A 23,136-nucleotide genomic window follows, 5' to 3' on the forward strand; every position below is an offset into this window, starting at 1 on the left:
ATCTTAAAATAAGTTAAAAAAATATCAATAATTAATAATCAAAGTATTTCTTCAGAAGAAATGTAGTTAAATACGATAAAATTTACTAAAGGAAAAATATTATCCACAATAATAGTTTTAATTAATCTATTACTTAATTAAAATTTAGTATTATTATGCCCTTATAAAAAAGTGCATATATGGATTACATTTTTTATTTTAGTATAATAAACAAAAGGATGAATTTATGTTAGATTTAGCAATTATTGGTGGAGGTCCAGCTGGGCTTACTGCAGGTTTATACGCAACTAGAGGTGGTTTAAAAAATGTAACAATGTTTGAAATGGGTATGCCTGGTGGTCAAATTACTGGAAGTTCAGAGATTGAAAATTATCCTGGACAAGGTAATATCATGTCTGGTATGGAGTTAATGCAAAACTGGCCAGAACAGTGTCAAAAATTTGGTTTAAAACATGAGATGAATCAAGTTTCAAAAGTTACAAAAAATGGTGATGTTTTCACAGTTACTACTGCTGATGGTAAGACTCAAGAAGCAAAAACAGTTTTACTTGCAACAGGTTCTGTTCCTAGACGTGCAGGTTTTGAAGGTGAAGATAAATTTTTTGGTAGAGGAATTTCAACTTGTGCTACTTGTGATGGATTCTTTTACAAAGGTAAAGAGGTTGCATTGATTGGTGGTGGTGATTCAGCTTTAGAAGAAGCAGTGTATCTTTCAAAAATTTGTTCTAAAGTTTATTTAGTTCATAGAAGAGATACTTATAGAGCAGCTCCTAGTACAATTGAACATATGAAAGCTTGTGAAAATATTGAAGAGGTTACTAATGTTACTGTTGAAGAAGTTTATGGTGATATGTCAGGGGTAACTGGTCTTAAAGTAAAAAGTAAAGAATCTGGTGAAATAAGAGATTTACCAGTTCCTGGTGTATTTGTATTTGTTGGAAGAGATGTATTAAATGAGCCATTAAAACAAGATGATGGAAGTTTCCTTTGTGATACAAATGAGCAAGGTGAAATTATTGTTGATTTAAAAATGAAAACATCAGTTCCAGGATTATATGCAGCAGGTGATGTAAGAATTGATGCAGCAAAACAAGTTGTATGTGCAGCAGGTGATGGTGCAACAGCGGCAGTTGATATTATCGAATATTTAGGATAATATCAAATTTTATTAGATTAGTAGGGTTTCTTAAAAAAGGAATCTTTTTAAAGGATAGTTTTTATGATTAATGTAGGTATTGTAGGTAGTACAGGAAGAGTAGGTTCACTTTTAATTGATGATTTGGCATTAGATGAAAATACAAATTTAAAAGCTTGTCATGTTTTTGATGAATTAAAGAAGAGTGTTCCAGAGGGAACAGTTGTAACAAATGATATGAGAACATTATTAGATTCAAGTGATGTTGTTATTGATTTTTCAGCTCCTGTAGCTACTCAAAGCCTACTTGAAGAGGTTGTAGAAAATGGTGGTAAACCATTAGTAATAGCTACAACTGGATTTAATAAACATCAACAAAACTTACTTATTGAAGCTTCTAAAAAAGTTCCAGTATTATATGCAACAAATATGAGTTTAGGAGTTGCTGTATTAAATAAACTTGTTTCATTAGCTAGTAAAGCACTAAGTGATTTTGATTGCGAAATTGTTGAACAACACCATAGATATAAAGTTGATTCTCCATCTGGAACTGCTTTAACACTGGCTGAACATGCTGCAAAGGCTAGAGATTTAGATTTGGATGCAGTAAGAGTTTCAGGAAGAGATGGAGTAATTGGTGCAAGAACTAAAGACGAAATTGGTGTAATGAGTTTAAGAGGTGGAGATATTGTTGGAAGACACACAGTGGGTCTATACAATGATGGAGAGTTTATTGAACTACACCATACTGCAACATCAAGAAACACTTTTTCAAAAGGTGCAATTAAAGCTGCAAAATGGCTAGTTAATCAAGAAGCTGGTTTATATTCAATTAATGACTGTTTAGGTCTATAAGAAGGTTTGGTATGTGTGCAATAGTTGGTATTTATGGTAATGATAACGCTGCAAGGTTAGCTTCTTTAGCTCTATTTTCAATGCAACATAGAGGTCAAGAAGCAACTGGTATCTCTTCATCTTGCGAAGGAAAAATCTATACTAAGAAAAATAGTGGATTAGTTTCTGAAGTTTTTACAGATGAGGCATTAAAATATTTAAAAGGTGATATGGCTATTGGTCATAATAGATATTCAACTGCAGGAAGTGATTCTATTTTAGATGCACAACCTGTATTTGCTAAATATAGTTTAGGTGAAATATCAATTGTTCACAATGGAAACCTAATAAATAAAGAAGAAGTAAGACAAGAACTAATCGACAATGGTGCAATCTTTCAAACAGGAATGGATACAGAAAACCTTATACATTTAATAGCAAAATGTAAAGAAGGAAGATTAAGAGATAGAATTACAAGTGCTTTAGAAAAAACTATTGGTGCTTATTGTTTTATTATTCAATCAAGAAATAAACAATTTGTTATTAGAGATAGATATGGTATTAGACCTTTATCTTTAGGAAAATTGAAAACGGGTGGATATATTGTTGCTAGTGAAACTTGTGCATTTGAATTAGTTGATGCAGAGTTTGTAAGGGATATAAACCCTGGTGAAATGTTAATTTTCTCTAAAAAAGCTGAACCAGAATCAATTCAACTATTTGAACCAGAATTTAGACCTTGTGCCTTTGAATATGTATATTTTGCAAGACCAGATTCAGAGATCGATGGTAAAAATGTATATAATACAAGAGAAAATATGGGTAAAACACTTGCTCAAAATGATAAATCTAACAATATTAAAGCAGATATGGTAATTCCTGTACCTGATTCGGGTGTTCCAGCTGCTCTTGGATATGCACAAGAGAGTGGAATAGATTTTAAATATGGAATTATTAGAAACCATTATGTTGGAAGAACATTTATTGAACCAACACAAGAGATGAGAAATATGAAAGTTAAAATGAAACTTTCACCAATGAGATCTTTAATAAAAGGAAAATCATTACTAGTAATAGATGATTCTATTGTTAGAGGTACAACATCAAAAAGAATAGTTAGAATGCTTAAAGAAGCTGGTGCAAAAGAGGTTCATTTTAGAGTTGCAAGTCCAGAGATTAAGTTTCCTAATTTTTATGGAATTGATACACCTTCAAAAGAGGAATTAATTTCACATAGAATGACAAAAGATGAGATTTGTGAGTATATTGAAGCAGATTCTTTAGAGTATTTATCAATTGATGACTTAGTAAGCTCAATTGGAAATGGTAGAAACTACGCATTAGAAAGTTTTGATGGTGACTATTTCGTTACAAAATAAAACTAAAAATCAAACAAAAGAAGTACTTACTATAGGTAGGTACTTCAAAAAAAAGTTTAAAGAAAAAGTTTATAAAACTCCCATATCAATCTCAGGCTTTACTTGTCCAAATATAGATGGAAGTGTTGCAAAAGGTGGATGTACTTTTTGCGAAAATGATTCATTTTCTCCAAACCTTCAAGAAAAGAAACCGAAGTTTAAATTAAATCCAAGAGTAAATGAGAATCCTTTTTTAGATAAGCAATTAATGCAGTTAGAGATGCAATTTAATGCAACAAAACAAAGACTTGAAAATAAGTTTGGTGCTAAGAAATATATTGTTTATTTTCAATCATTTACAAATACTTATGCTCCTTTTGAAACGTTAAAGGCTTTATATTCAAAAGCACTTAGCTTTGAAAATGTAATAGGACTTTCTATTGGTACTAGAACTGATTGTATGACTGATGAGATATTAGACTATTTAGAAGAGTTAGCAAAAGAAAAAGAGATTTGGGTAGAGTATGGAATACAATCATTTTATGATAAAACCTTAGATAAAATCAATAGAGGCGATGATTCAGCTAACATGGTCAAATGGATTGAAAAGACTAAACAAAGAGGATTAAAAGTTTGTGGTCATTTGATATATGGTCTTCCTGATGAGACACAGGAGATGATGCTAAACTCTTTTAAAAAGACACTTGAATTAAAAGTTGATTCAATTAAATTTCATCCTTTATATGTAGTAAAAAATACACTACTTACTAAAGAGTTTAAAAAAGGAAATTTTACTCCTATAAGTGAAGAATTGTATGTTGATACAGTGGTTAAATCAATTAAAAATTTACCTCAAAATGTATCTGTTCAAAGAGTAACAGCTGGAATAGATGATAATACATTACTATCGCCATTATGGTGTAAGAATAAGCATAGACAAATTAAAAAAATAAGAGAAGCTTTGTTAAAAGAGGGATTAAAATATTAAGAGAAAATTCTCTTAATACTATTTAATTTTTAATAGATAATCAACTACATTTTCAATAAATGCATCATGCTTTCTATCTTTTCTATATGCAATATATAGTTTTCTTGACATTTTGTGATTACCAATTCTTGACTCAAATAAAGCTCCCGCTTTAAGTAATGATTCAATTGCATTTCTTGATACAATAGATACTGTTGGTCTTTCACTTTTATCAGAATGTAAAACTGTTTGAACAATAGTAGTAGCACTTGTTACTTCACTTGTTACATCAAAAGTGTCACAATCTGGATAATTAGCTTTATCTAAAGATTCTTTAAAAATCAGTCTTGTATGAGAATCAGGGTTTCTACATACCCATTTATAAGATAATAAATCATCTGCTTTTGCTTTTGCTGGTAGCTCTTGATTTGAGAAAATTACAATCTCATCATCCATCCATTCTCTATAAATTATATCTTCATCAGGAATATAGTTCTCAACTAAAGCCATATCAATTTTCTTGTCTAATAAGTCTTCGATTGCTTTATGAGATACAGATACATTAATAGATACATCGTTATTGATATTCTCTTTTAGATTGTTTAAAAATCTAGGTAAAATATAATTTCCGATAATAAATGAAGCACCAAATACAAAAGTAACATCTTTATTCATTATTTTAAGTAATTCTTTTTCACCATTATTAACACATCTTTCGATTTTTTGGGCGATAGAGTATAGCATCTGACCCTCTTTTGTAAGTCTAATACCATTTTTCTTTCTATCAACTACTTGAACATCAAGATAGTCTTCAATAAATTTCATTTGTTGTGTTACTGCAGGCTGAGAAATACCTAGTTTTGCAGATGCTTTAGAAAAAGATTTCTCTCTTACTACTGTTAAAAAAGTCTCTAATTTTGCAAAATCTGTTAACATCTTTGGTTACCTTTTATAATTTGTAATGATAATAATAACATTTGTTTATAAATAAAAATATTAAAGAAGAGTTAATTTATTGAATTTATGATATAATTTATATTTAATGGAGAGAAAATGTCGGAAAATTTTTTAAACTCACTTAATGAATCTCAGCAAACAGCAGCAAAACATATTGATGGTGCACTTTTAATTTTAGCAGGTGCAGGTTCAGGTAAAACAAAAACTATTACAACAAGACTTGCTTATCTTATTTCAATAGGGATTGATCCTAGTTCAATATTAACTTTAACATTTACAAATAAAGCTGCAACAGAGATGAGAGAAAGAGCTTACTCTATGATAGATTCGACTACAGTCAATACTCCACCTTTATTGTGTACTTTTCACAAATTTGGACTACTTTTTTTAAAGTTTCATATGAGTGAATTAGGAAGAAAAAATTCGTTTATAATTATAGATAATGATGACAAAAAAAGAATATTAAAATCAATAGATAAAGAGATTACAACTTCACTTTTAGTTTCAGAAATTTCAAAATATAAAAATACATTATTAACACCAAGTGAAGCAAAAAGTGCAGCACAATTAAAAATTTATCAACAGATTGCAGATATTTATGAGAAATATGAAGCATACCTTTTAAAAAATAATTTAGTTGATTTTGATGACCTATTATTATTGCCTTATCTTATATTAGAAAAAAATGATAATTTAGCAAAAGAGGTTAGTCAAAAGTATCAATATGTAATGGTTGATGAGTACCAAGATACAAATGAATTACAATATAAACTATTAAGAAAACTTTGCCACACTCATAATAACCTTTGTGTTGTTGGGGATGATGATCAATCTATTTATGGTTGGCGTGGTGCAACAATCAAAAATATATTAAATTTTGCTGATAACTTTAAAGATACAAAAGTTGTAAAATTAGAAGAGAATTATAGATCCACAAATACAATATTAGAACATGCTAATCAACTTATTGAACATAATAGGGATAGATTAGGAAAAAAACTTATTGGAACTAGAGAAAAAGGTGAGAGTGTAAAAGTTTATGAATCCCATGATGAAAATGAGGAAACAAGAAAACTTATTGATGATATTACTAAATTAGTGGCTAGAGGTGAATCTGCAAAAGATATTGCTATTTTATTTAGAGTAAATGCTTTGTCTAGATCTTTAGAAGAGGGGTTTAATAAAGCAGGAATCAATTATAGACTTATTGGTGGTATGAAGTTCTATGAAAGAGCAGAAATAAAAGATTTAATTGCATACTTTAGAATTCTAACTAATTCAACTGATAATTTCTCTTTTAAAAGAATTGTCAATAAACCAAAAAGAGGAATTGGAAAAACAACTATTGATAAACTTGAAGCAAAATCAATAGAAACTAAAAAACCAATTTTCACGATTATTGAAGAAAGTACGCCTGAAGAGCTTGCAACAATTGTCGGAAAGAAAAATTCTAGAACATTAAAAGTATTTATTGCTTCAATTATGGATTTAAGAGATATTTTAGATGAATCAAAAATGAGATTTTTAGATACTTTTGAAGATACCTTTGATTATAGAGCTTCATTTGATTCTGTACCAGATGGATTTGATAGACAAGCAAATATAGATGAGTTCTATGGATATATTAGAGACTTTTTTATACAAAATCCACATTTAAATTTAGAAGATTTTTTAAATGAAATAGCTTTAGAATCAGAACAAAGTGAACTAACAGAACAAGCTGTATCAATGATGAGTATTCACTCTTCAAAGGGCTTAGAGTATAAGCATATATTTGTAATAGGTTTAGAAGAGGGATTTTTCCCAATTATTGGTGATGGAAGTGATATAGAAGAGGAAAGAAGATTGGGTTATGTAGCTTTAACTAGAGCTATGGACACACTTACATTATCTTTTGTACATTCTAGATTTTACAAAGGTAAAAGGGCAAACTTATTAAAAAGTAGATTCTTAAGTGAATCAGGACTTATTAAAGGTAGTCTTACTATTGAAAAGAACTCTGCATATAAAAAAGGTGATTTAGTTCAACACAAAATATTTGGGATGGGAAGAGTTCAAAAAGCTTCTAAAGCTGGAAAAGACTATAAACTAACAATTAATTTTGGTGGACAAAGAAGAGATATCCTTTCATCATTTGTAGAGAAAATATAAAAATATAGATGCAAAAAAAACTTTATGATAATAAACAATTAAATAAATTAATTGTTGTAAATAAACCAATATTTAGAAGTTCAAACTCATATTTAAATGAGATAAAAAGAAAATATAGAAACAAAAAAGCAGGCTTTAGTGGAACACTTGATCCTTTTGCTTGTGGTTGTTTAATTGTAGCATTTGGACAATACTCAAAACTTTTTCAGTTTTTAAAAAAAACACCTAAAACATATAAAGCAGTAGTTTGGTTAGGAGCAACATCTGAATCTTTAGATATAGAAAATATTATAGGTATAAAAGATGAAAAGAGAGTTGATAAAGAATTAATAAAAAAAGAGATTGCAAATCTAATTGGTACACATGAATATTATCCTCCTAAATATTCAGCAAAAAAAATTGATGGAAAAAGAGCATATGAAATGGCCAGAGAAGGTAAAGATGTTGAGATGAAAAAATCGATTATGAATATATCCAACACAAAATTTATCTCTTATAGACACCCTTTTATTACTTTTGAAGCAAGTGTAAGTGAAGGTTCATATATAAGAAGTTTGGCTCAGATTTTACTTCAAAGATTAGAAAGAGAGGGAACACTTTCATTTTTAAATAGATTAAATGAGGGTGAGTTTAAATTTGAGGATGAAAAAGATTTAAATCCTATTGATTATATAGATTTAAAAGAAAATATCTATTTTGGAGATAAAAGTTACTTTGAAAATGGTAAAAAGATTCAAAAAAAATATTTTAAATATCAGGATAATGGGAAGTATCTAATAAAATTTGATACATTTTTTAGTATAATCCAGATAGAAAATGATGAGGTAAAATATTTATTAAACAAGGTTTTATTAAATGATTAAAAAGTCTTATGCAAAAGTTAATATATTTTTAAAAATCTCAGGTAAAAGAGATAATTACCATGAAATTGTATCAAGATTTGTAAGGGTGCCTTCTTTATATGATGTAATAAGTTTTGATGAAGGTAGATTTGAAGATTTTACACTTGTAGGAAATTTTGGTTGTGAAACTAAAAAAAATACAATATATAAAGCTTACGAAAAGTTAAAAGATATTTCACCAAAAGTTGAAGAGTATTTTAAAAAATTTTGTGTAATAGTTAATAAAAATATTCCTGAATTTGCAGGTCTGGGTGGTGGAAGTTCAAATGCCGCAACATTTATGCTTATGGTAAATGAAGTCTGTTCTTTAAACTTATCAAAAGATGAATTAGCTAATATCGGAGTTCAAATTGGTGCTGATGTTCCTTTTTTTATATATGAATATGATAGTGCAAATGTCACAGGAATTGGTGAAATTGTAGAAAAATTTGATGAAGAAATTTTAGATTTTGAAATAATTACGCCAAAAATTGAGTGTAACACAGGAAAGATTTTTACAAGATTTAGAGATAAATTTTATAAAGAGATAGATAATCAATTAAAATATAAATTATTAAATTTAAAGTCAAAAGAGATTTTATCAATATATAATATAAAAGATGCAAATGATTTGTATGAACCAGCTTCGGATATTTATGAAGAGTTAAAAGAATTTGCTAAAAATGGGTATTTTTTTAGTGGAAGTGGAAGTTCATTTTTCAAGGTAAAATATGAGTAAAAAAGAAGTAAAAAAAAATTTAGTATTTAAAAATAAAAAAGCTTTTCATGATTATGAAATTTTAGATACTATGGAAGTTGGAATAGTTCTTGAAGGTAGCGAAGTTAAAGCTGCAAGAGATGGAAGAGTTAACTTAAAAGATTCATTTGTAAGAATAATAAAAAATGAAGTTTTTGTATTAAATATGCATATAACACACCTTAGTACTGCTCATACAACTTTTAGGCCTAACGAGAGAAGAGATAGAAAACTATTGTTACATAAAAAAGAGATAGAAAAGTTGTATTCTAAAGTAACAAAAGATGGAATAACTTTAGTTCCTCTTAAACTATATTTTAATTCTAGAAATATGATAAAAATGCAAATTGCAACTGCAAAAGGGAAAAAACTTCACGATAAGAGAGAAGACTTAAAGCAGAAGACACTCCAAAGAGAGGCTCAGCAAGCCTTAAAAAACTTCAAATAATTAACTTAAACTTAAAAAAAAATATTTGTTATATTAGTTAAAAATATGTGTTAATTTTTTGTTAATTTTAAGTTTCTGTTGGATATGATTAGTTTGATAAGTGACAGAAAAGTGACTTGTAAAAAAATTAGTAGGAGGAGATTGATGCAAAACGGTGCACGAATCGAGTATGATTACTCAATTGCAAAAGCGTTTACATTTGCAACAATTCTGTTTGGTATCATTGGTTTAACGTTAGGTGTTGTACTTGCGTTTCAACTAGCATTTCCTGAGTTAAATCATTTAGCTGGGGAGTATGGTACTTTCAGTAGATTAAGACCTTTACACACAAATGGTGTTGCGTTTGGTTTTACTCTTAGTGGTATCTTTGCTACATGGTATTATGTAGGTCAAAGAGTATTAAAAGTATCTCTAAAAGAGTCACCATTTTTATTAGCAATAGGTAAACTACACTTTTTAGTTTATTTTATTACTATTCTTTTAGCAGTAGTTACACTATTCGCAGGTATTACTACTTCAAAAGAATATGCTGAGTTAGAGTGGCCTTTAGATATTCTTATTGTTGTTTTCTGGGTATTATGGGGTATTGGAATATTTGGACTAATTGGTATTAGAAGAGAGAGAACATTATATATCTCTTTATGGTATTACATTGCATGTTTTATTGCTGTTGCAATGTTACACCTATTTAATAACTTAGAAGTTCCAACTATGTTAGTATCTGGTTATGGTTCATGGATTCACTCTGTATCTATGTATGCAGGTACAAATGATGCCTTAGTTCAATGGTGGTATGGACACAATGCTGTTGCATTCGTATTTACTACACCAATTATCGCTATGATTTATTATTTCTTACCAAAAGAGTCTGGACAAAATGTATACTCTTATAAGTTATCTATCTTAGCATTCTGGGGATTAATGTTTGTATATTTATGGGCTGGTGGACATCACTTGATTTACTCTACTGTTCCAGATTGGATGCAAACTATGGGTTCTGTAATGTCTGTTGTTTTAATTTTACCATCATGGGGATCTGCTATTAATATGCTTTTAACTATGAAAGGTGAGTGGCAACAATTACAAACTAATACACTAATTAAATTTATGGTATTAGCTTCAACATTCTATATGTTATCAACAATTGAAGGTCCTATTCAATCAATTAAATCAGTTAATGCAATTGCTCACTTTACTGATTGGATTCCAGGTCACGTTCATGATGGTGTTTTAGGATGGGTTGTATTTATGATTATGTCAGCATTATTCCATATGGCACCAAGAATGTATGGAAGAGAGATTTATTCTAAATCATTATTAGATACACAATTCTGGTTACAAACAACTGGTATTGTATTATACTTTACGTCAATGTGGATTGCAGGTATTACACAAGGTATGATGTGGAGAGCTTATGACGAATATGGTTCATTAGTTTACTCTTTCATTGATACAGTAACTGTTTTACATCCATACTATACTATTAGAGCTGTTGGTGGGTTATTATACCTAATTGGATTCTTTATGTTCGCATACAACATGTACAAAACTGCAACTGCAGGTAGAGTGCTTGATAAAGAACCAGTAAATGCTTCGCCAGTAGCAGCATAAGAAGGAGGTTTATTATGTTTCATTGGTTTGAACAAAGACCGTTTTTCTTTTCGGTACTGTTATTTATATTCGTTGCATTTGCAGGTATTGTTGAAGTGATTCCTGATTTTGCAAAACAATCAAGACCTACTGTTGGTACAAAACCATACAGTTTACTAGAGTTAGCGGGTAGACATGTTTATATTAAAGATTCTTGTAATGCTTGTCACTCACAATTAATTAGACCATTCAAGTCAGAAACTGACAGATATGGTATGTATTCATTATCTGGTGAATACGCATATGATAGACCATTCTTATGGGGATCAAAAAGAACTGGTCCAGATTTAATGAGAGTTGGTAATTATAGAACTACAGATTGGCATGAAAATCACATGATGGAACCAGCATCAGTTGTTCCTGGATCAATTATGCCAGCATATCCGCACATGTTCTCAAACATGGCAGACTTAGATACTGCATATGCTGAAGCTTATACAGTTAAAACTGTATTTAATACACCATATGATGTAGATTTAGATGGTGATGGAAAAGTTGATGTTGCGTTAGGTGATTATGAAACAGCTATTGCTAAAGCTAAAGAAGAAGCTAAAGTTATTGCTGCTGATATGAAAAATCAAGCTGTAAAAGATGCCGTAGCTAACGGTCAAGTTCCTGAAATAGTTGCATTAATTGCATATTTAAATTCTTTAAAATAAGAGGTTAAAATGGATCAAGAAGCTTTACTTACATTTCAAGGTTATGCGAAATTTTTCCTAATCTTGGCAGTATTTATAATATTTTACTCTTATGCTTACTCTATTTATAAGAGAGATAAAAAAGGTGAAAGAGATTTTGAAAAATATTCTAATATAGTACATGATGATACAGCTTCTTCTGATCCTCTCGAAAAAAGAAAAGAAGAAAAAGAGAATAAAGAGAAGGAGAAATAAGATGAAGTCTATGGTTATAGGTGGAATTATTCTTATCATCGCTTTAATGGCAGGAACTTACTTTGTTGCAGGTGATGCTTTTGACAGCGATGATTATATTAATAGTTTAACAATGTTAGGTGCCTTAGCAATTATTGTTATTACTGTATTTGTTGCACTTAAATATGTAAATCAAATTAAAAATGACACAGCTAGTGGTGAATTAGCTGAAGAAAAATGGGATGGTATTGGTGAGTACAAAAATCCAATTCCAACTGGATGGGGACTTGCATTTATTGGAACAATGGTTTGGTTATTATGGTACTGGACTGTGGGTTATCCAACAAATGGTTTCTCTCAAATTGGACAATGGAATGAAGAAGTAAATGAATACAATGCAAAATTCGCTTCAAAATGGGAAAACCCATCTGAAGATACTTTAATTTCTATGGGTCAATCAGTATTTTTAGTACAATGTGCACCTTGTCATGGTGTAGATGCTGAAGGTATTAATGGAAAAGCTCAAAACTTAACTCAAAGAATTTCAAAAGAATCTGTTGAGTATGTTATTAAAAATGGTTCAAACAACTTAGTTGATGCATATCCAGCAGGTATGCCTCCAATGATGTTAACTGAACAAGCTGATATTGATGCAGTTTCTTCATATGTTGCTGGTGGATTCCAAGGTGAACAACCTGCTGCATTTGCAGTTTGTGCTGGATGTCATGGTGCAGATGGTAAAGGTATGGCTTATGTAGGTCCAAATATTAGAGAATATGATGATGCATTAGTATTATCTGTATTAACTAATGGTAAAAAAGGTCATATTGGTTCAATGCCAAGTTTCAAAGGTAGACTTAATCCAACACAAGAAAAAGCACTTGCTGCTTACATTAGAAGTATAGGAGAGTAATTATGGCTGGAAATACAGAAATGAATGATAATGAAAGAGGATTGTTTTCTTTTATGCATGGTATTACAGGTATGTTAATTGCAGTAGTTTTACTTCTAACAATCTTAGTTGTATTAGGCTACTATGCTGTAATTGTACAACAAAATGAGGCTCAAAATTTTTATAAAATTAATCAAGACCTAAGTGGTTTAAAAGCTAATAGTCCTGATAACCATAAACAATATGAGTTAGTTGGAAAATAAGGAGTAGATTATGGATAAAATTATTTGGGTATTAATGGGTGTTATGGCAGTAGTATCTGTATATTTAGGTTTCTTTGATTCTGCAAGAGTGTTTGTTGGTTAATGAGAAATTATAACTTTTTAAAAGTAGCAGTATTTTCACTGCTACTTTTTTTGTCTACAAATATATATGCAAGCAAATTCATCTTAAATGATGGAGGAATAATTGACCAAAGAGCAATAGAAAAAATTGAACAAATTGGTAATGAATCTCAAGCTAAACTGGGTGTAAATATTTATGTTTATGCTAACAAATCTCTTAATTTAGATGAAGATATCCCAACACAAGATAAAATTAAATATATAAAAGAGTATGAAACTAAAATTACTAAAGATTTAGTTAAACCTTATGTTCTTTTTACAATTGCGTTAGAGGACACTCATGTAAATTTAATTGTATCTTCAGAACTAAAAGATGTTGTTGACAAAAATGATATTTTAAACGACTATGTAGTACCATTACTTGCTTCAAAAGATAAAAACTCTTTATTTGCAAAAGCTAGTGCAGCTATATTAAATGGTTATGCTGCAATTGCAGATATTGTAGCAGAATCAAAAAATGTAAAACTTGAAAGTAGCATAGGTAACTCAGGAAAAGTTGCAGGAACTATTTGGAAAGTATTTATGTATACACTTGTTGTAGTAGGGATTTTGCTTTATACTTTTGCTGTGCTAAAAAGAAAAAAATAGGACGTTAAAATTATGAAGAAAAGAAATTACTGGCCACTTTTTTTTATTGGTATATTTTCATTTGCATTTTCAATGATTATTTGGACAATTAATTCAGCAAGAAAAGTTCCTGTACACAATGATAAAAGTTTTTTAAGTTCATATCATGATATTGATAGGGATTATAATAAAATTGCAGAATCTAATATTGATTTTGAAAAGAAATACGATTTTAATTTAACAATCAATGGGAAAGTTTTTCCTTTAACTTATTCAGATATGTTTTTAGCTCAAAGAGCGATTGAGTTAAAATCAAAACATAAAGATTTATTTAAATTTGGTAAAAATAGTATAAAAATAACTATATCAGATAAAAATAGTGATATAGTTTTAAAAAATTTAGATATAAAACTTATGGTAACTGTACCAACAAATGACAGTCATACTATAAATTTAAATTCTCAAGATTTTAATTATTCACAAGATGGTTACAAAACTACATTTGAATTACCATATAAAGGTAATTGGAATATAACAGGTAGTGTAAAAATTAACTCAGATTCAGGATATTTTTATATAAAATCAAATGCAATCTAGAACTAAATTATTAGTTTTTCCAACTTCAAGAGCAATAAGAGAATATGTAAACTCACAAAAAGAGGAAAATATTCTCTTACCATCTATAATAACAATTGATGAACTTTTTAAAAAATCACTTCTTTTTGAAAATAAAAAATATTTAGATGAAGATGAGAGATTTTTGTATCTAAAAGAAGCTGTAAAAGGTTTAGATCTAGGTGCTTTAGGTATATCTTCTAGTTTTACATATTTTATAAAACAAAGTGATTATATATATAGATTTTTTTTAGAATTAGCTAGTGAAAACGTAGATATAAACACTTTAGATAGTATTGATACTTATGGTTTTTACAGTGAACATTTGGAGATATTAAAACAAATAAAAATCAATTTTTTAAATATATTAGATAGAGAAAATTTTGTTGATAGAATAAATTTTCATAAATATTACAAAATCAATAATAAGTTTATAAATAGATATGATGAGATTGAATTGTATTTTGAAGGTTATTTTACAAAATTTGAATTTGAGATAATAAAAGAAATCTCAAAAAATAGTAAATTGATTATTGAATTTATCTATAATGAATATAATCAAAAATCGATAGAAAAATTTATTGAGCAAGGTTTTAATTTAGAAATAAATAACAAATACAGAATAGATTTTTCAAATAAAAGTATTTTATTTAAAAAAATAATTAAAGCAAAAACTGAAAATCTAGTAGTTAAAGGTTTTAGTTCTAGAGTAAACCAAATAGCTTTTATAAAAAAATCTCTAAGTGATTTGATTACTAATGGTGTAGATGCTTCAAAAATAGCTGTAATTCTACCAGATGAAACTTTTACTAAATCTATTTCACTTTTTGATAATGAGAAATATTTTAATTATGCGATGGGACTTAATATTTACACAACTAGTATGTATAAAATTGCTGATGCAATCTATAATTATCTAAATGAAGATGAGATAAAGAATATAAGAAATTTAGAATTTTTAGAGTGCGATAAGGCTTATATAGACAAACTATTTAAATCTAATTGGAATAATAATATCACAATAGAAATATTTGAAGAGATAGTAGCTTATTTTTTATCAGTAGAGATAAACAAAGAATTAATAGAAAAGTTCAATGAATTAGTATATAAATTATATAAGATAATATTTTCGTATGAAGATAAAATCATTTTAAAAGAAGCATATAAGCTAATATATCAACGTTTAGCTAAGATAACCTTGGATGATATTAATTCTGGTAAAATAACAGTAATGGGGCTATTAGAAAGCCGTATGATTAGTTTTGAAGCAATTATAATATGTGACTTCAATGAAAGTCTAATTCCAAAAAGAAGTTTAAAAGATAAGTTTCTATCTACTAATCTAAAAAGAAAAGCTAACTTACCAACATCTTTAGATAGAGAAAATTTACAAAAATACTATTATGAAAAACTAATTTCAAATACAAAAAATGTGTATATTTCTTATTTAAAAAATGATAATGAACAAATATCAAGATTTGCAAACATGATTTTCCCTGAAAAAATAGAAGATGTCTTGTTTGATAATAGTTACAAGCATATATTATATAATAATTCTAAAATAGAACATTTTAATGATGATCTTGAACTTGAAATAGATTTATCATTACTTACGTGGAGTGCAAGCTCTTTAAAAGAGTTTTTAGAGTGTAAAAGGAAATATTATCTAAATCATATTTTAAAGATAAAAGAGCACGATATTTCACTTAAACCAAAAGCTTACGAGTTAGGAAATATTGTTCATAATACCTTAGAAGAGTATTATAAACAAGATATCCAAACTTATGAAGTGCTAATTAATATATTTAATAAATATAGAACAAATAATAGTTTTTTAAATCTTGACTTAGAGATATGGAAAAGAAGGCTAAAAGAGTTTGTAGAAAAAGAGAAAAAAAGATTTGATTTTGGCTTAAATATTGTATCTTTGGAAGAGAGCTTTTTAATTGAATACGAAGGGATTAAACTAAGAGGTACAATTGATAGAATCGATAAAGTTGAAGATAATTACTATGTAATAGATTATAAAACTAGTAGCAATTTAAAAGTGGACTCAAAAAGAGGATTTGAAAAATCAACAGATTTTCAGTTGGAGTTTTATTATGTTGCAGTAAATAAACTTTATAATACTGACAAAATTAACGCTTACTATTATGATTTGTATGAAATGCAATTAAAAGAAGAGATTGTCTTAGATGAAAAGTTAAATTTATTAAATGAGATTTTTACAAAATTAAAAACAAAAACAGTAAATTTTGAAAAATGCAATAATTCACAGTTGTGTCAATATTGCCAATTTAAAACTATCTGTAATAATTAATGAATATAAGTAAAACAGGTTGTTAAACCTTATTTTACTTACTTGTAGCTATTAAAACATCCTCAATGACTTTAGTGATATCACCATCCAATATTGCATCAACATTTGAATATCCAATATTGCTTCTAGTATCTTTTACTTGTTGATATGGCTGTAAAACATAAGATCTAATTTGATGACCCCAACCTATTTCACTCTTTTCTATACCATCTGCTTGTGCTTTTTGCTTTTCTAATTCAAGTTCATAAAGTCTAGATTTTAACATTTTCATTGCACTAGCTTTATTTTTATGTTGAGATCTATCATTTTGACATTGTACAACTATGCCACTTTCTATATGAGTGATTCTAATTGCAGATTCTGTTTTATTAACATGTTGACCACCAGCTCCACTTGCTCTATATGTATCAATTCTAATATCTTTATCTTCTATTTCTATATCAATATTATCGTCTATCTCTGGACTTACCATTACTGATGCAAAAGAGGTGTGTCTTTTTGCATTTGAGTCAAATGGAGATATTCTAACAAGTCTATGGATTCCATTTTCTGCTTTTAAATATCCATAGGCATTTTCACCTTTTATGATAAACGAAACATCTTTTATTCCTGCTTCTTCACCATCTTGATAATCTAAAAGTTCAACTTTAAAGTTTTGTCTTTCAGCCCATCTAAGATACATTCTATATAACATTGAAGCCCAATCTTGAGATTCTGTTCCACCAGCTCCTGGGTGTATAGAAACAATTGCATTTGAAGCATCATCTGGATTACTTAACATAACAGATATTTCAGTGCTTCTAATTAGTTCTTCTAAATCAGGTGCTTCCTCATATAACATCTCAATAGTCTCTTCATCATTCTCTTCTGTAGCCATTTGGTATAGTTCATTTGTACCACTTAAAGCATCATTTGCTTTATTAAATTTTGTAAACTTTGAAAGTAATCTATTCTTTTCAATACCAACTTTTGTAGCAGTATCGACATCATTCCAAAAATTTTGATCAGCCTCAAGCTTTTCAATCTCTTTTAGTCTTGAAGAAAGCTCTTTAGGCTTTAATATATTTTCAATATTTTCTAGTTTCTTATTTAAAAGTTTAAGAAGTTCAGAGTATTCGTAAGCATCCATAAGTTACTTAGATTCCTCTTGCTCTTTTTTATCTTCTTTTGGTTTTAAAGATTTTATATAAGAATAAACATTTTTTATATCAGTACTAGTCATACTTTTAGCATAAGGTCTCATAAGAATTGCTCTACCTCTATCATATTCTCCAATAACATAATCTCTAATTGATAATTGCATATCTTGTAAAGATAGCTCAATCAGTGGTCTTGAAGTATTATAAGCTTTTTTATCAGCCTTTTCTCCGTGACATTTTTGACAAGTACTTATATAAAGTTTTTTACCACTTTTTGACATTCTTTGAATAGCTTCTTGTTTTTTAACAATTATCTCTTTCTTTTTTCTTTCTTCAAGTTTTTTTAGTATTCTTTGTTCTAATTTTTCTTCACTTATTGTAGCTGATACAGCAGGTTCATCTTTTTTAAAAATATAGATAAAATTATTACCATTTTCACTTTTTTGTATATTTATATCTTCTACACTCCATCCTTCACTTTTCATATCAATAACTGATTTACTTGATGAACATAGTCCACCATCAAGAGGTGTTGATTCAATTTGTGACATTGAAGAAAAATTTTCTTTAAAACACATTGTTGTTTGGGCTAATGCAAAAGTTGATGTTATTAAGCTTAAAGCAGTAATAGTTTTTAGAAGTCTCATTATTATCCTTTTAAATTAAAAAAGATATTTTATCATAAAATTACTTACTAATGATTTTTAAAAATAAAAAAGGCAAAAAAAAAGAGTTAGAAGCTTTCGCTTCTAACTCTTTATGAGTTTAGTATATCTACTAAGTTTCAAATTAGAAAGAGTATTTTAACTCAATTCTAAATTTGTCACTTTCTTGTTTAGCAGTAGCACCAAAAGTTTTTAATTCTCTTTCATACATTGAGTAGTAAGAAGAGATTTTGAAGTTTGAACTCATTTGGTAAGCAGCTTCAACTAAGATTTCTTCTTTTTCTTCGTCAGCAGCTTTTACCATATAGTTGAATGGTAATGTTGTTGTATCAACTGCTCTTTCATCAGAATCAGAGTTAGCATAAGTTAAACCGAAAGTATATTTATCAATTGCAACTTCACCACCTAAGTAGTATGCACTAGCATCAGAATCATCACCGATTTCGATTTGCTCAAAGAACCACTCAGAAGCAGCATCACCAGTAGCGTTATCAATAGAAACTCTGTTTAATCCGAAGTCATTGTTATCACCAGTTACAGCATAACCAGCTTTAACAGTGAACATTCCAAATGTAGCATCTAAGTCAAGTTTAGTTAACTCAGCATCATTATCTGCTCCAAATATTGGTGCAGCCGCTCCTACAGTTAACGGTACTGTAGCATTTTGAATATGAGAATCAACTTCTAAATCTGTGTGCATAAAAGAAATATTAACTGGTCCTAAAGAACCTGCTAATTTTAATGAGTAACCATCTAATGCATCTTCAACATCTGCATACCATAATTCAGCGTTAACTGGTCCTAAAGAAGCTAAAATAGCAGCTTCAATTGCATCTTTACCATCTAACCAATCTGGATCGATATATTGAACAGTACCTTGTGCATTTGCAACAGTTGTAGCTACACCACCAGAAGTTACATCATGGTTATTGAAGTAACCAGCAGCGAATGTAAACATATCTCCAACTGGAACTAAAGCAACGATACCAGTACCTTCAGCATCATCAACCATTGGTCCAGGGATATCTTGTTTACCAGCCATGATTGTAGCATATGGTAATTTGAATGTAAAGTAAGCATCTTCTAATTGGATATTAGCTTTTGCATCACCAGTTGAATCAGTTAAATTAGCAGCAATATCAATTTTTGCATTGAAAGTAGTAATATCATTTACTGGAACTACAGCATTAACTTCAACATCATAATCATTTAATTGATCATTAGCAGTAGTAACGTTTGATTTAACTCCACCAATAGTAGTAGTTGCGTTGATGTCATCAAATCTGTATCTTGCCATACCAGAAATTTCAACACCTTTGATAGCTTCAGTTAAAGAAGCAGCGTTTGCAGAAGTCATACCAGCTACTGCAACAGCAGCTACTAAACTCATTTTTGCGAATTTTTTCATTTGTTCTCCTAAATTTCGAAATTTTAATCAGTTAACCGGACGCGCGAACAATCTATAGTAAATATACTTAGATACTTTTCCGGATGACCGTTGGACAAATTTTACAGAAGTAAAAATAAAAGTTTTCTTAAAGTGGTTTAAAAGATTAGGAAAGATGGGTTTTTTAAGCTAAATTTAACATAAAATAGAAAATTATTTATTTGTTTGAAATAGAAACTATACAATTTGTTAAAATATTAGGTTTTGAAATATTTATCTTAAGTTTTTTTAATTTATATTTATTTTTTAAAAAAGTTTTCAAATAAAGTATAGCATCTTCGATAAGAGCAAATTTTTCCTTTTTCATTATGTCTTCTATATTTTTAGCAACTTCAGCATAATCAATAAAAGTAGAAGAATCTTTAAATTTGTATTTAAAAGAGAGATTAATTAAAACTTTTTGTTCTTTTTTTCTTTCAAAGTCAAGTATCCCAATAATACAATAAAAGGATAAGTTGTTGATAGATATTTTCATATTATAAAATTATTTTCATTTTTATATAAGTTTTGAAAAAAAAGTTAAATTTATATAACTTTTTTTTCTTCGCCTTTGATTAATCTTACAATATTTGGAAAATGTTTATAGTAGATAATAAAAGCGATTATATAAATAGGTGCATTGCTACCTACATTTAAGCCATTATTTAAAATTATAGCTGCTAAAACTACACCTGTTAATCCTAATAGTGAAGATAAAGATGAGATTTTTAAAATTTTCCCAAATACAATCCAAACAATTGCGCCGATTAATGTTGGTATTGGAATTAAAACTAGAAAAACTCCAAGGCCTGTCGCTACACCTTTCCCACCTTCAAGTCCTAAAAATACTGAATAACAGTGACCTAGTACAGATAATACTGCAATTGCCCAAAGAGTTGAAGCACTTGCATCTAAAGTCATAGCTATAAGTAAAACAATTGCACCTTTAAAAGCATCAAGGATAACAGTAGCAATACTTAATTTTTTTGCTAAAGAGGGATTTGTCTCTTTTACAACTCTTAAAACATTTGTAGCTCCAATTGATTTACTTCCACTCTCTTTTATATTTACACCTGCAAAAATATTTGCTAAAAGAAGACCAAAAGGGATTGAACCAGCAAGATATGCAAAAAGATAAAACAGAATATTAAAGTTAAAAAGAAAATCCATATAAAACCTTGTATTTTTTTGTATTTAATTTTAGTAAGTGGATTATAACTAAAATTTTGTTATATTCCCATTTAATTTAAATAATATGATTTGATAAATTTTTAACTCAAGGTATAAAAATTGAACTTAAAAGAAGAGATTTATAGATTAAAAGAAGAGTTAGATGTTACACTTGTAGCACACTTCTACCAAAGAGACGAAGTTTTTGAGTTAGCAGATATTACTGGTGACTCACTTGAATTAGCAAAAAAAGCAAAAGAGACAACTTCAAAATATATTGTATTTTGTGGAGTTGGTTTTATGGGTGAAAGTGTAAAAGTTTTAAGCCCTGAAAAAACAGTTTTAATGCCAAAAGTTGCCTGTTGTGCAATGGCACGAATGATTGATGAAGGTTATTATGAACAAAACCTTAAGATGATAAATGATGCGGGAATACCAAACGAAAATATACTTCCAATAACATATATAAACTCAAGTGCAGCAGTAAAAGCAAAAGTTGGACAAATGGGTGGTATGGTTTGTACCTCTTCAAATGCTTATAAGATTATTGAAAAAGGTTTAGAATCTGGCAAAAAAATATTTTTTGTTCCTGATAGATGTTTAGGACAAAATTTTGCAAAATCATTAAACCTAAAATCAGCAGTTGTTGGAGATGGAAGTGATTTAAATGAAGCAGATGTTATATGTTATAATGGTTTTTGTTCTGTACATCAACTTTTTACAGTAGATGATGTTGAGTTTTACAAAGAAAAGTATCCAGACATATTAGTAGCAGTTCATCCAGAATGCGATCCTGCTGTTTGTGATGCAGCTGATTTTGTTGGTTCAACTTCTCAACTTATAAAATATATAAAAGAGTTGCCACTTGAACAAAAAGTTGCAGTTGGAACTGAATTTAATATGGTAAATAGATTAAGAGATAAAAATACATATATATTAAGTTCTACAAAACCTGAATGTCCAACAATGAACGAAACAACATTAGAAGATGTATATAAAACTTTAAAATCGATTGAAGATAATAATATTAGTGAAGAAACATTAATAAAAGTAAATGATGATGTAATCAAATGGGCAAAAGTTGCACTAGAGAGGATGCTTGAGATATGATTAATATTAAGAAATTTGTTAAAAATGCCATTATTGAAGATAATGGTAGAGGAGACCTTTTTTATGATGTGGCTCCAAAGGGAAGATTTAAAGCAAAAGCAATTGCAAAAGATGATGGTATTTTAGCAGGTGAACTTTATGCTAAAGCTTTGGCAAAAACTGAAAAATTTGATTGTAAGTTTTTAAAGCATGATGGCCAAATATTAAAAAAAGGTGATGTTATTGCTATATTAGAAGGGAAAGCTTCAATCCTTTTATCTAGTGAAAGAACATTTTTAAATATGTTACAACATGCAAGTGGAATTGCTACTATGGCAAATAAATTTGCATCTAAGATTGAAGATTTAGATGTTGCTTTACTTGATACTAGAAAAACAAGACCTCAGTTAAGAGATTTTGAAAAATATGCAAGTAGAGTAGGTGGTGCTATAAATCATAGACTTGGACTTGATGATTGTTTAATGTTAAAAGATACTCACTTAAGAACAATTACAGATTTAAAATCATTTATAAGAGATGCTAGAAAAAGAATCTCTTGGGTAACAAAAATTGAGATTGAGTGTGAAACTTTTGAGCAAGTAAAAGAAGCTATGGAAGCTGGTGCTGATATTATAATGTGTGATAATATGACTCCACTAGAAATAAAAGAGGTAGTTAAGTTTAGAAATGATGTACATCCTCATGTTTTATTAGAAGCATCTGGGAATATATCATTAAATACTGTTAGGGATTTTGCTTTAACAGGAGTTGATGCTATTAGTAGTGGAAGTATAATTCATCAGGCAACTTGGTTAGATTTTTCAATGAAATTTGACTAA

24 protein-coding genes are annotated in these 23,136 nt (G+C 28.8%); 18 read left to right on the plus strand and 6 right to left on the minus strand.

Translation table 11 applies throughout. The annotated features are described in order from the left end of the window. The first annotated feature begins 226 nt into the window (after positions 1 to 226). The 4 genes from trxB to ACKU4C_RS01440 all read left to right on the plus strand — a co-directional run bounded on the left by trxB (position 227) and on the right by ACKU4C_RS01440 (position 4,315). A complete protein-coding gene (gene trxB / locus ACKU4C_RS01425; RefSeq protein WP_321314003.1) occupies positions 227 to 1,156 on the plus strand; it encodes a thioredoxin-disulfide reductase in 930 nt (309 codons plus the stop codon). Positions 1,157 to 1,219: 63 nt separating this feature from the next. After that, positions 1,220 to 1,990, plus strand: coding sequence for a 4-hydroxy-tetrahydrodipicolinate reductase (gene dapB, locus ACKU4C_RS01430; RefSeq protein ID WP_321314005.1), 771 nt, complete (start codon positions 1,220 to 1,222; stop codon positions 1,988 to 1,990). Positions 1,991 to 2,001: 11 nt separating this feature from the next. Continuing rightward, positions 2,002 to 3,348 carry an amidophosphoribosyltransferase gene (gene purF, locus ACKU4C_RS01435; RefSeq protein ID WP_321314007.1) on the plus strand — a complete coding sequence of 449 codons (1,347 nt, stop codon included), beginning with the start codon at positions 2,002 to 2,004 and terminating at the stop codon, positions 3,346 to 3,348. Then, the gene (locus tag ACKU4C_RS01440; protein ID WP_321314008.1) at positions 3,323 to 4,315 is read left to right on the plus strand and encodes a TIGR01212 family radical SAM protein; all 993 of its coding nucleotides are present in this window, start codon (positions 3,323 to 3,325) and stop codon (positions 4,313 to 4,315) included. The genes purF and ACKU4C_RS01440 overlap by 26 nt, the downstream gene beginning before the upstream one ends. Before the next feature lie 18 nt (positions 4,316 to 4,333). On the opposite strand, the gene ACKU4C_RS01445 is transcribed toward ACKU4C_RS01440, so the two are convergent. Then, positions 4,334 to 5,230, minus strand: coding sequence for a LysR family transcriptional regulator (locus ACKU4C_RS01445; RefSeq protein ID WP_320035972.1), 897 nt, complete (start codon positions 5,228 to 5,230; stop codon positions 4,334 to 4,336). A gap of 117 nt (positions 5,231 to 5,347) precedes the next feature. Here ACKU4C_RS01445 and ACKU4C_RS01450 point away from each other — a divergent pair, with 117 nt between their 5' ends. From ACKU4C_RS01450 to ACKU4C_RS01505, 12 genes are all read left to right on the plus strand, one after another. Next, positions 5,348 to 7,402 carry a UvrD-helicase domain-containing protein gene (locus tag ACKU4C_RS01450; RefSeq protein WP_321314011.1) on the plus strand — a complete coding sequence of 685 codons (2,055 nt, stop codon included), beginning with the start codon at positions 5,348 to 5,350 and terminating at the stop codon, positions 7,400 to 7,402. An 8-nt stretch (positions 7,403 to 7,410) separates the two neighbouring features. Next, positions 7,411 to 8,265, plus strand: coding sequence for a tRNA pseudouridine(55) synthase TruB (truB, locus tag ACKU4C_RS01455; protein ID WP_321314013.1), 855 nt, complete (start codon positions 7,411 to 7,413; stop codon positions 8,263 to 8,265). After that, positions 8,258 to 9,022: a 4-(cytidine 5'-diphospho)-2-C-methyl-D-erythritol kinase gene (locus ACKU4C_RS01460; protein ID WP_321314015.1), complete on the plus strand. Its 765-nt coding sequence runs from the start codon at positions 8,258 to 8,260 to the stop codon at positions 9,020 to 9,022. Before truB ends, ACKU4C_RS01460 begins: the two co-directional genes overlap by 8 nt. Further along, positions 9,015 to 9,488, plus strand: a complete 474-nt coding sequence (gene smpB / locus ACKU4C_RS01465) for an SsrA-binding protein SmpB (RefSeq protein ID WP_321314016.1) — start codon at positions 9,015 to 9,017, stop codon at positions 9,486 to 9,488. The genes ACKU4C_RS01460 and smpB overlap by 8 nt, the downstream gene beginning before the upstream one ends. A 144-nt stretch (positions 9,489 to 9,632) precedes the next feature. Next, positions 9,633 to 11,099 carry a cytochrome-c oxidase, cbb3-type subunit I gene (gene ccoN, locus ACKU4C_RS01470; RefSeq protein WP_321314018.1) on the plus strand — a complete coding sequence of 489 codons (1,467 nt, stop codon included), beginning with the start codon at positions 9,633 to 9,635 and terminating at the stop codon, positions 11,097 to 11,099. 14 nt (positions 11,100 to 11,113) lie between these two features. Beyond that, positions 11,114 to 11,797: a cytochrome-c oxidase, cbb3-type subunit II gene (ccoO, locus tag ACKU4C_RS01475; protein ID WP_321314020.1), complete on the plus strand. Its 684-nt coding sequence runs from the start codon at positions 11,114 to 11,116 to the stop codon at positions 11,795 to 11,797. Between the two features lie 9 nt (positions 11,798 to 11,806). Beyond that, complete coding sequence (locus tag ACKU4C_RS01480; protein WP_321314022.1) at positions 11,807 to 12,031, plus strand: CcoQ/FixQ family Cbb3-type cytochrome c oxidase assembly chaperone; 225 nt, start codon at positions 11,807 to 11,809, stop codon at positions 12,029 to 12,031. 1 nt (position 12,032) lies between these two features. Beyond that, entirely contained in the window at positions 12,033 to 12,923 is an 891-nt protein-coding gene (locus ACKU4C_RS01485) for a c-type cytochrome (protein ID WP_321314024.1), read from the plus strand. Between the two features lie 2 nt (positions 12,924 to 12,925). Further along, complete coding sequence (locus tag ACKU4C_RS01490; protein ID WP_321314026.1) at positions 12,926 to 13,165, plus strand: DUF4006 family protein; 240 nt, start codon at positions 12,926 to 12,928, stop codon at positions 13,163 to 13,165. Positions 13,166 to 13,267: 102 nt separating this feature from the next. After that, positions 13,268 to 13,894: a hypothetical protein gene (locus ACKU4C_RS01495; RefSeq protein ID WP_321314028.1), complete on the plus strand. Its 627-nt coding sequence runs from the start codon at positions 13,268 to 13,270 to the stop codon at positions 13,892 to 13,894. 12 nt (positions 13,895 to 13,906) lie between these two features. Continuing rightward, complete coding sequence (locus ACKU4C_RS01500) at positions 13,907 to 14,470, plus strand: hypothetical protein (protein WP_321314031.1); 564 nt, start codon at positions 13,907 to 13,909, stop codon at positions 14,468 to 14,470. Beyond that, on the plus strand, positions 14,460 to 16,808 hold the full coding sequence (locus ACKU4C_RS01505; RefSeq protein ID WP_321314032.1) for a PD-(D/E)XK nuclease family protein: 2,349 nt from the start codon (positions 14,460 to 14,462) through the stop codon (positions 16,806 to 16,808). The genes ACKU4C_RS01500 and ACKU4C_RS01505 overlap by 11 nt, the downstream gene beginning before the upstream one ends. A gap of 34 nt (positions 16,809 to 16,842) precedes the next feature. Here the strand turns inward: ACKU4C_RS01505 and prfB are convergent, their stop codons facing one another. The 5 genes from prfB to plsY all read right to left on the minus strand — a co-directional run bounded on the left by prfB (position 16,843) and on the right by plsY (position 21,208). After that, positions 16,843 to 17,937, minus strand: a complete 1,095-nt coding sequence (prfB, locus tag ACKU4C_RS01510) for a peptide chain release factor 2 (RefSeq protein ID WP_321314034.1) — start codon at positions 17,935 to 17,937, stop codon at positions 16,843 to 16,845. A 3-nt stretch (positions 17,938 to 17,940) separates the two neighbouring features. Further along, entirely contained in the window at positions 17,941 to 18,594 is a 654-nt protein-coding gene (locus ACKU4C_RS01515; RefSeq protein ID WP_321314037.1) for a cytochrome c, read from the minus strand. A gap of 142 nt (positions 18,595 to 18,736) precedes the next feature. After that, positions 18,737 to 20,020, minus strand: coding sequence for a major outer membrane protein (locus ACKU4C_RS01520; RefSeq protein ID WP_321314039.1), 1,284 nt, complete (start codon positions 20,018 to 20,020; stop codon positions 18,737 to 18,739). A gap of 196 nt (positions 20,021 to 20,216) precedes the next feature. Further along, positions 20,217 to 20,534, minus strand: a complete 318-nt coding sequence (locus tag ACKU4C_RS01525; RefSeq protein WP_321314040.1) for a dihydroneopterin aldolase — start codon at positions 20,532 to 20,534, stop codon at positions 20,217 to 20,219. A 50-nt stretch (positions 20,535 to 20,584) separates the two neighbouring features. Further along, positions 20,585 to 21,208 carry a glycerol-3-phosphate 1-O-acyltransferase PlsY gene (gene plsY / locus ACKU4C_RS01530; RefSeq protein WP_321314043.1) on the minus strand — a complete coding sequence of 208 codons (624 nt, stop codon included), beginning with the start codon at positions 21,206 to 21,208 and terminating at the stop codon, positions 20,585 to 20,587. A gap of 120 nt (positions 21,209 to 21,328) precedes the next feature. On the opposite strand from plsY, the gene nadA reads away from it, so the two are divergent. Both nadA and nadC read left to right on the plus strand, forming a co-directional pair. After that, a complete protein-coding gene (nadA, locus tag ACKU4C_RS01535) occupies positions 21,329 to 22,318 on the plus strand; it encodes a quinolinate synthase NadA (protein ID WP_321314044.1) in 990 nt (329 codons plus the stop codon). Further along, positions 22,315 to 23,136, plus strand: a complete 822-nt coding sequence (nadC, locus tag ACKU4C_RS01540; RefSeq protein ID WP_321314046.1) for a carboxylating nicotinate-nucleotide diphosphorylase — start codon at positions 22,315 to 22,317, stop codon at positions 23,134 to 23,136. The genes nadA and nadC overlap by 4 nt, the downstream gene beginning before the upstream one ends.

It is taken from the genome of Halarcobacter sp., from assembly GCF_963676935.1.
Lineage (GTDB): Bacteria > Campylobacterota > Campylobacteria > Campylobacterales > Arcobacteraceae > Halarcobacter.

Coding starts and splice junctions, on each gene's coding strand:
- ACKU4C_RS01505 (WP_321314032.1), top strand. CDS start 14,460: ATGCAATCTAGAACTAAATTATTAGTTTTTCCAACTTCAAGAGCAATA.
- purF (WP_321314007.1), top strand. CDS start 2,002: ATGTGTGCAATAGTTGGTATTTATGGTAATGATAACGCTGCAAGGTTA.
- ACKU4C_RS01460 (WP_321314015.1), top strand. CDS start 8,258: ATGATTAAAAAGTCTTATGCAAAAGTTAATATATTTTTAAAAATCTCA.
- ACKU4C_RS01525 (WP_321314040.1), bottom strand. CDS start 20,534: ATGAAAATATCTATCAACAACTTATCCTTTTATTGTATTATTGGGATA.
- ACKU4C_RS01490 (WP_321314026.1), top strand. CDS start 12,926: ATGGCTGGAAATACAGAAATGAATGATAATGAAAGAGGATTGTTTTCT.
- prfB (WP_321314034.1), bottom strand. CDS start 17,937: ATGGATGCTTACGAATACTCTGAACTTCTTAAACTTTTAAATAAGAAA.
- ACKU4C_RS01520 (WP_321314039.1), bottom strand. CDS start 20,020: ATGAAAAAATTCGCAAAAATGAGTTTAGTAGCTGCTGTTGCAGTAGCT.
- ccoO (WP_321314020.1), top strand. CDS start 11,114: ATGTTTCATTGGTTTGAACAAAGACCGTTTTTCTTTTCGGTACTGTTA.
- nadC (WP_321314046.1), top strand. CDS start 22,315: ATGATTAATATTAAGAAATTTGTTAAAAATGCCATTATTGAAGATAAT.
- ACKU4C_RS01515 (WP_321314037.1), bottom strand. CDS start 18,594: ATGAGACTTCTAAAAACTATTACTGCTTTAAGCTTAATAACATCAACT.
- plsY (WP_321314043.1), bottom strand. CDS start 21,208: ATGGATTTTCTTTTTAACTTTAATATTCTGTTTTATCTTTTTGCATAT.
- trxB (WP_321314003.1), top strand. CDS start 227: ATGTTAGATTTAGCAATTATTGGTGGAGGTCCAGCTGGGCTTACTGCA.
- ACKU4C_RS01485 (WP_321314024.1), top strand. CDS start 12,033: ATGAAGTCTATGGTTATAGGTGGAATTATTCTTATCATCGCTTTAATG.
- ccoN (WP_321314018.1), top strand. CDS start 9,633: ATGCAAAACGGTGCACGAATCGAGTATGATTACTCAATTGCAAAAGCG.
- ACKU4C_RS01500 (WP_321314031.1), top strand. CDS start 13,907: ATGAAGAAAAGAAATTACTGGCCACTTTTTTTTATTGGTATATTTTCA.
- ACKU4C_RS01495 (WP_321314028.1), top strand. CDS start 13,268: ATGAGAAATTATAACTTTTTAAAAGTAGCAGTATTTTCACTGCTACTT.
- ACKU4C_RS01480 (WP_321314022.1), top strand. CDS start 11,807: ATGGATCAAGAAGCTTTACTTACATTTCAAGGTTATGCGAAATTTTTC.
- ACKU4C_RS01445 (WP_320035972.1), bottom strand. CDS start 5,230: ATGTTAACAGATTTTGCAAAATTAGAGACTTTTTTAACAGTAGTAAGA.
- ACKU4C_RS01450 (WP_321314011.1), top strand. CDS start 5,348: ATGTCGGAAAATTTTTTAAACTCACTTAATGAATCTCAGCAAACAGCA.
- smpB (WP_321314016.1), top strand. CDS start 9,015: ATGAGTAAAAAAGAAGTAAAAAAAAATTTAGTATTTAAAAATAAAAAA.
- dapB (WP_321314005.1), top strand. CDS start 1,220: ATGATTAATGTAGGTATTGTAGGTAGTACAGGAAGAGTAGGTTCACTT.
- ACKU4C_RS01440 (WP_321314008.1), top strand. CDS start 3,323: ATGGTGACTATTTCGTTACAAAATAAAACTAAAAATCAAACAAAAGAA.
- truB (WP_321314013.1), top strand. CDS start 7,411: ATGCAAAAAAAACTTTATGATAATAAACAATTAAATAAATTAATTGTT.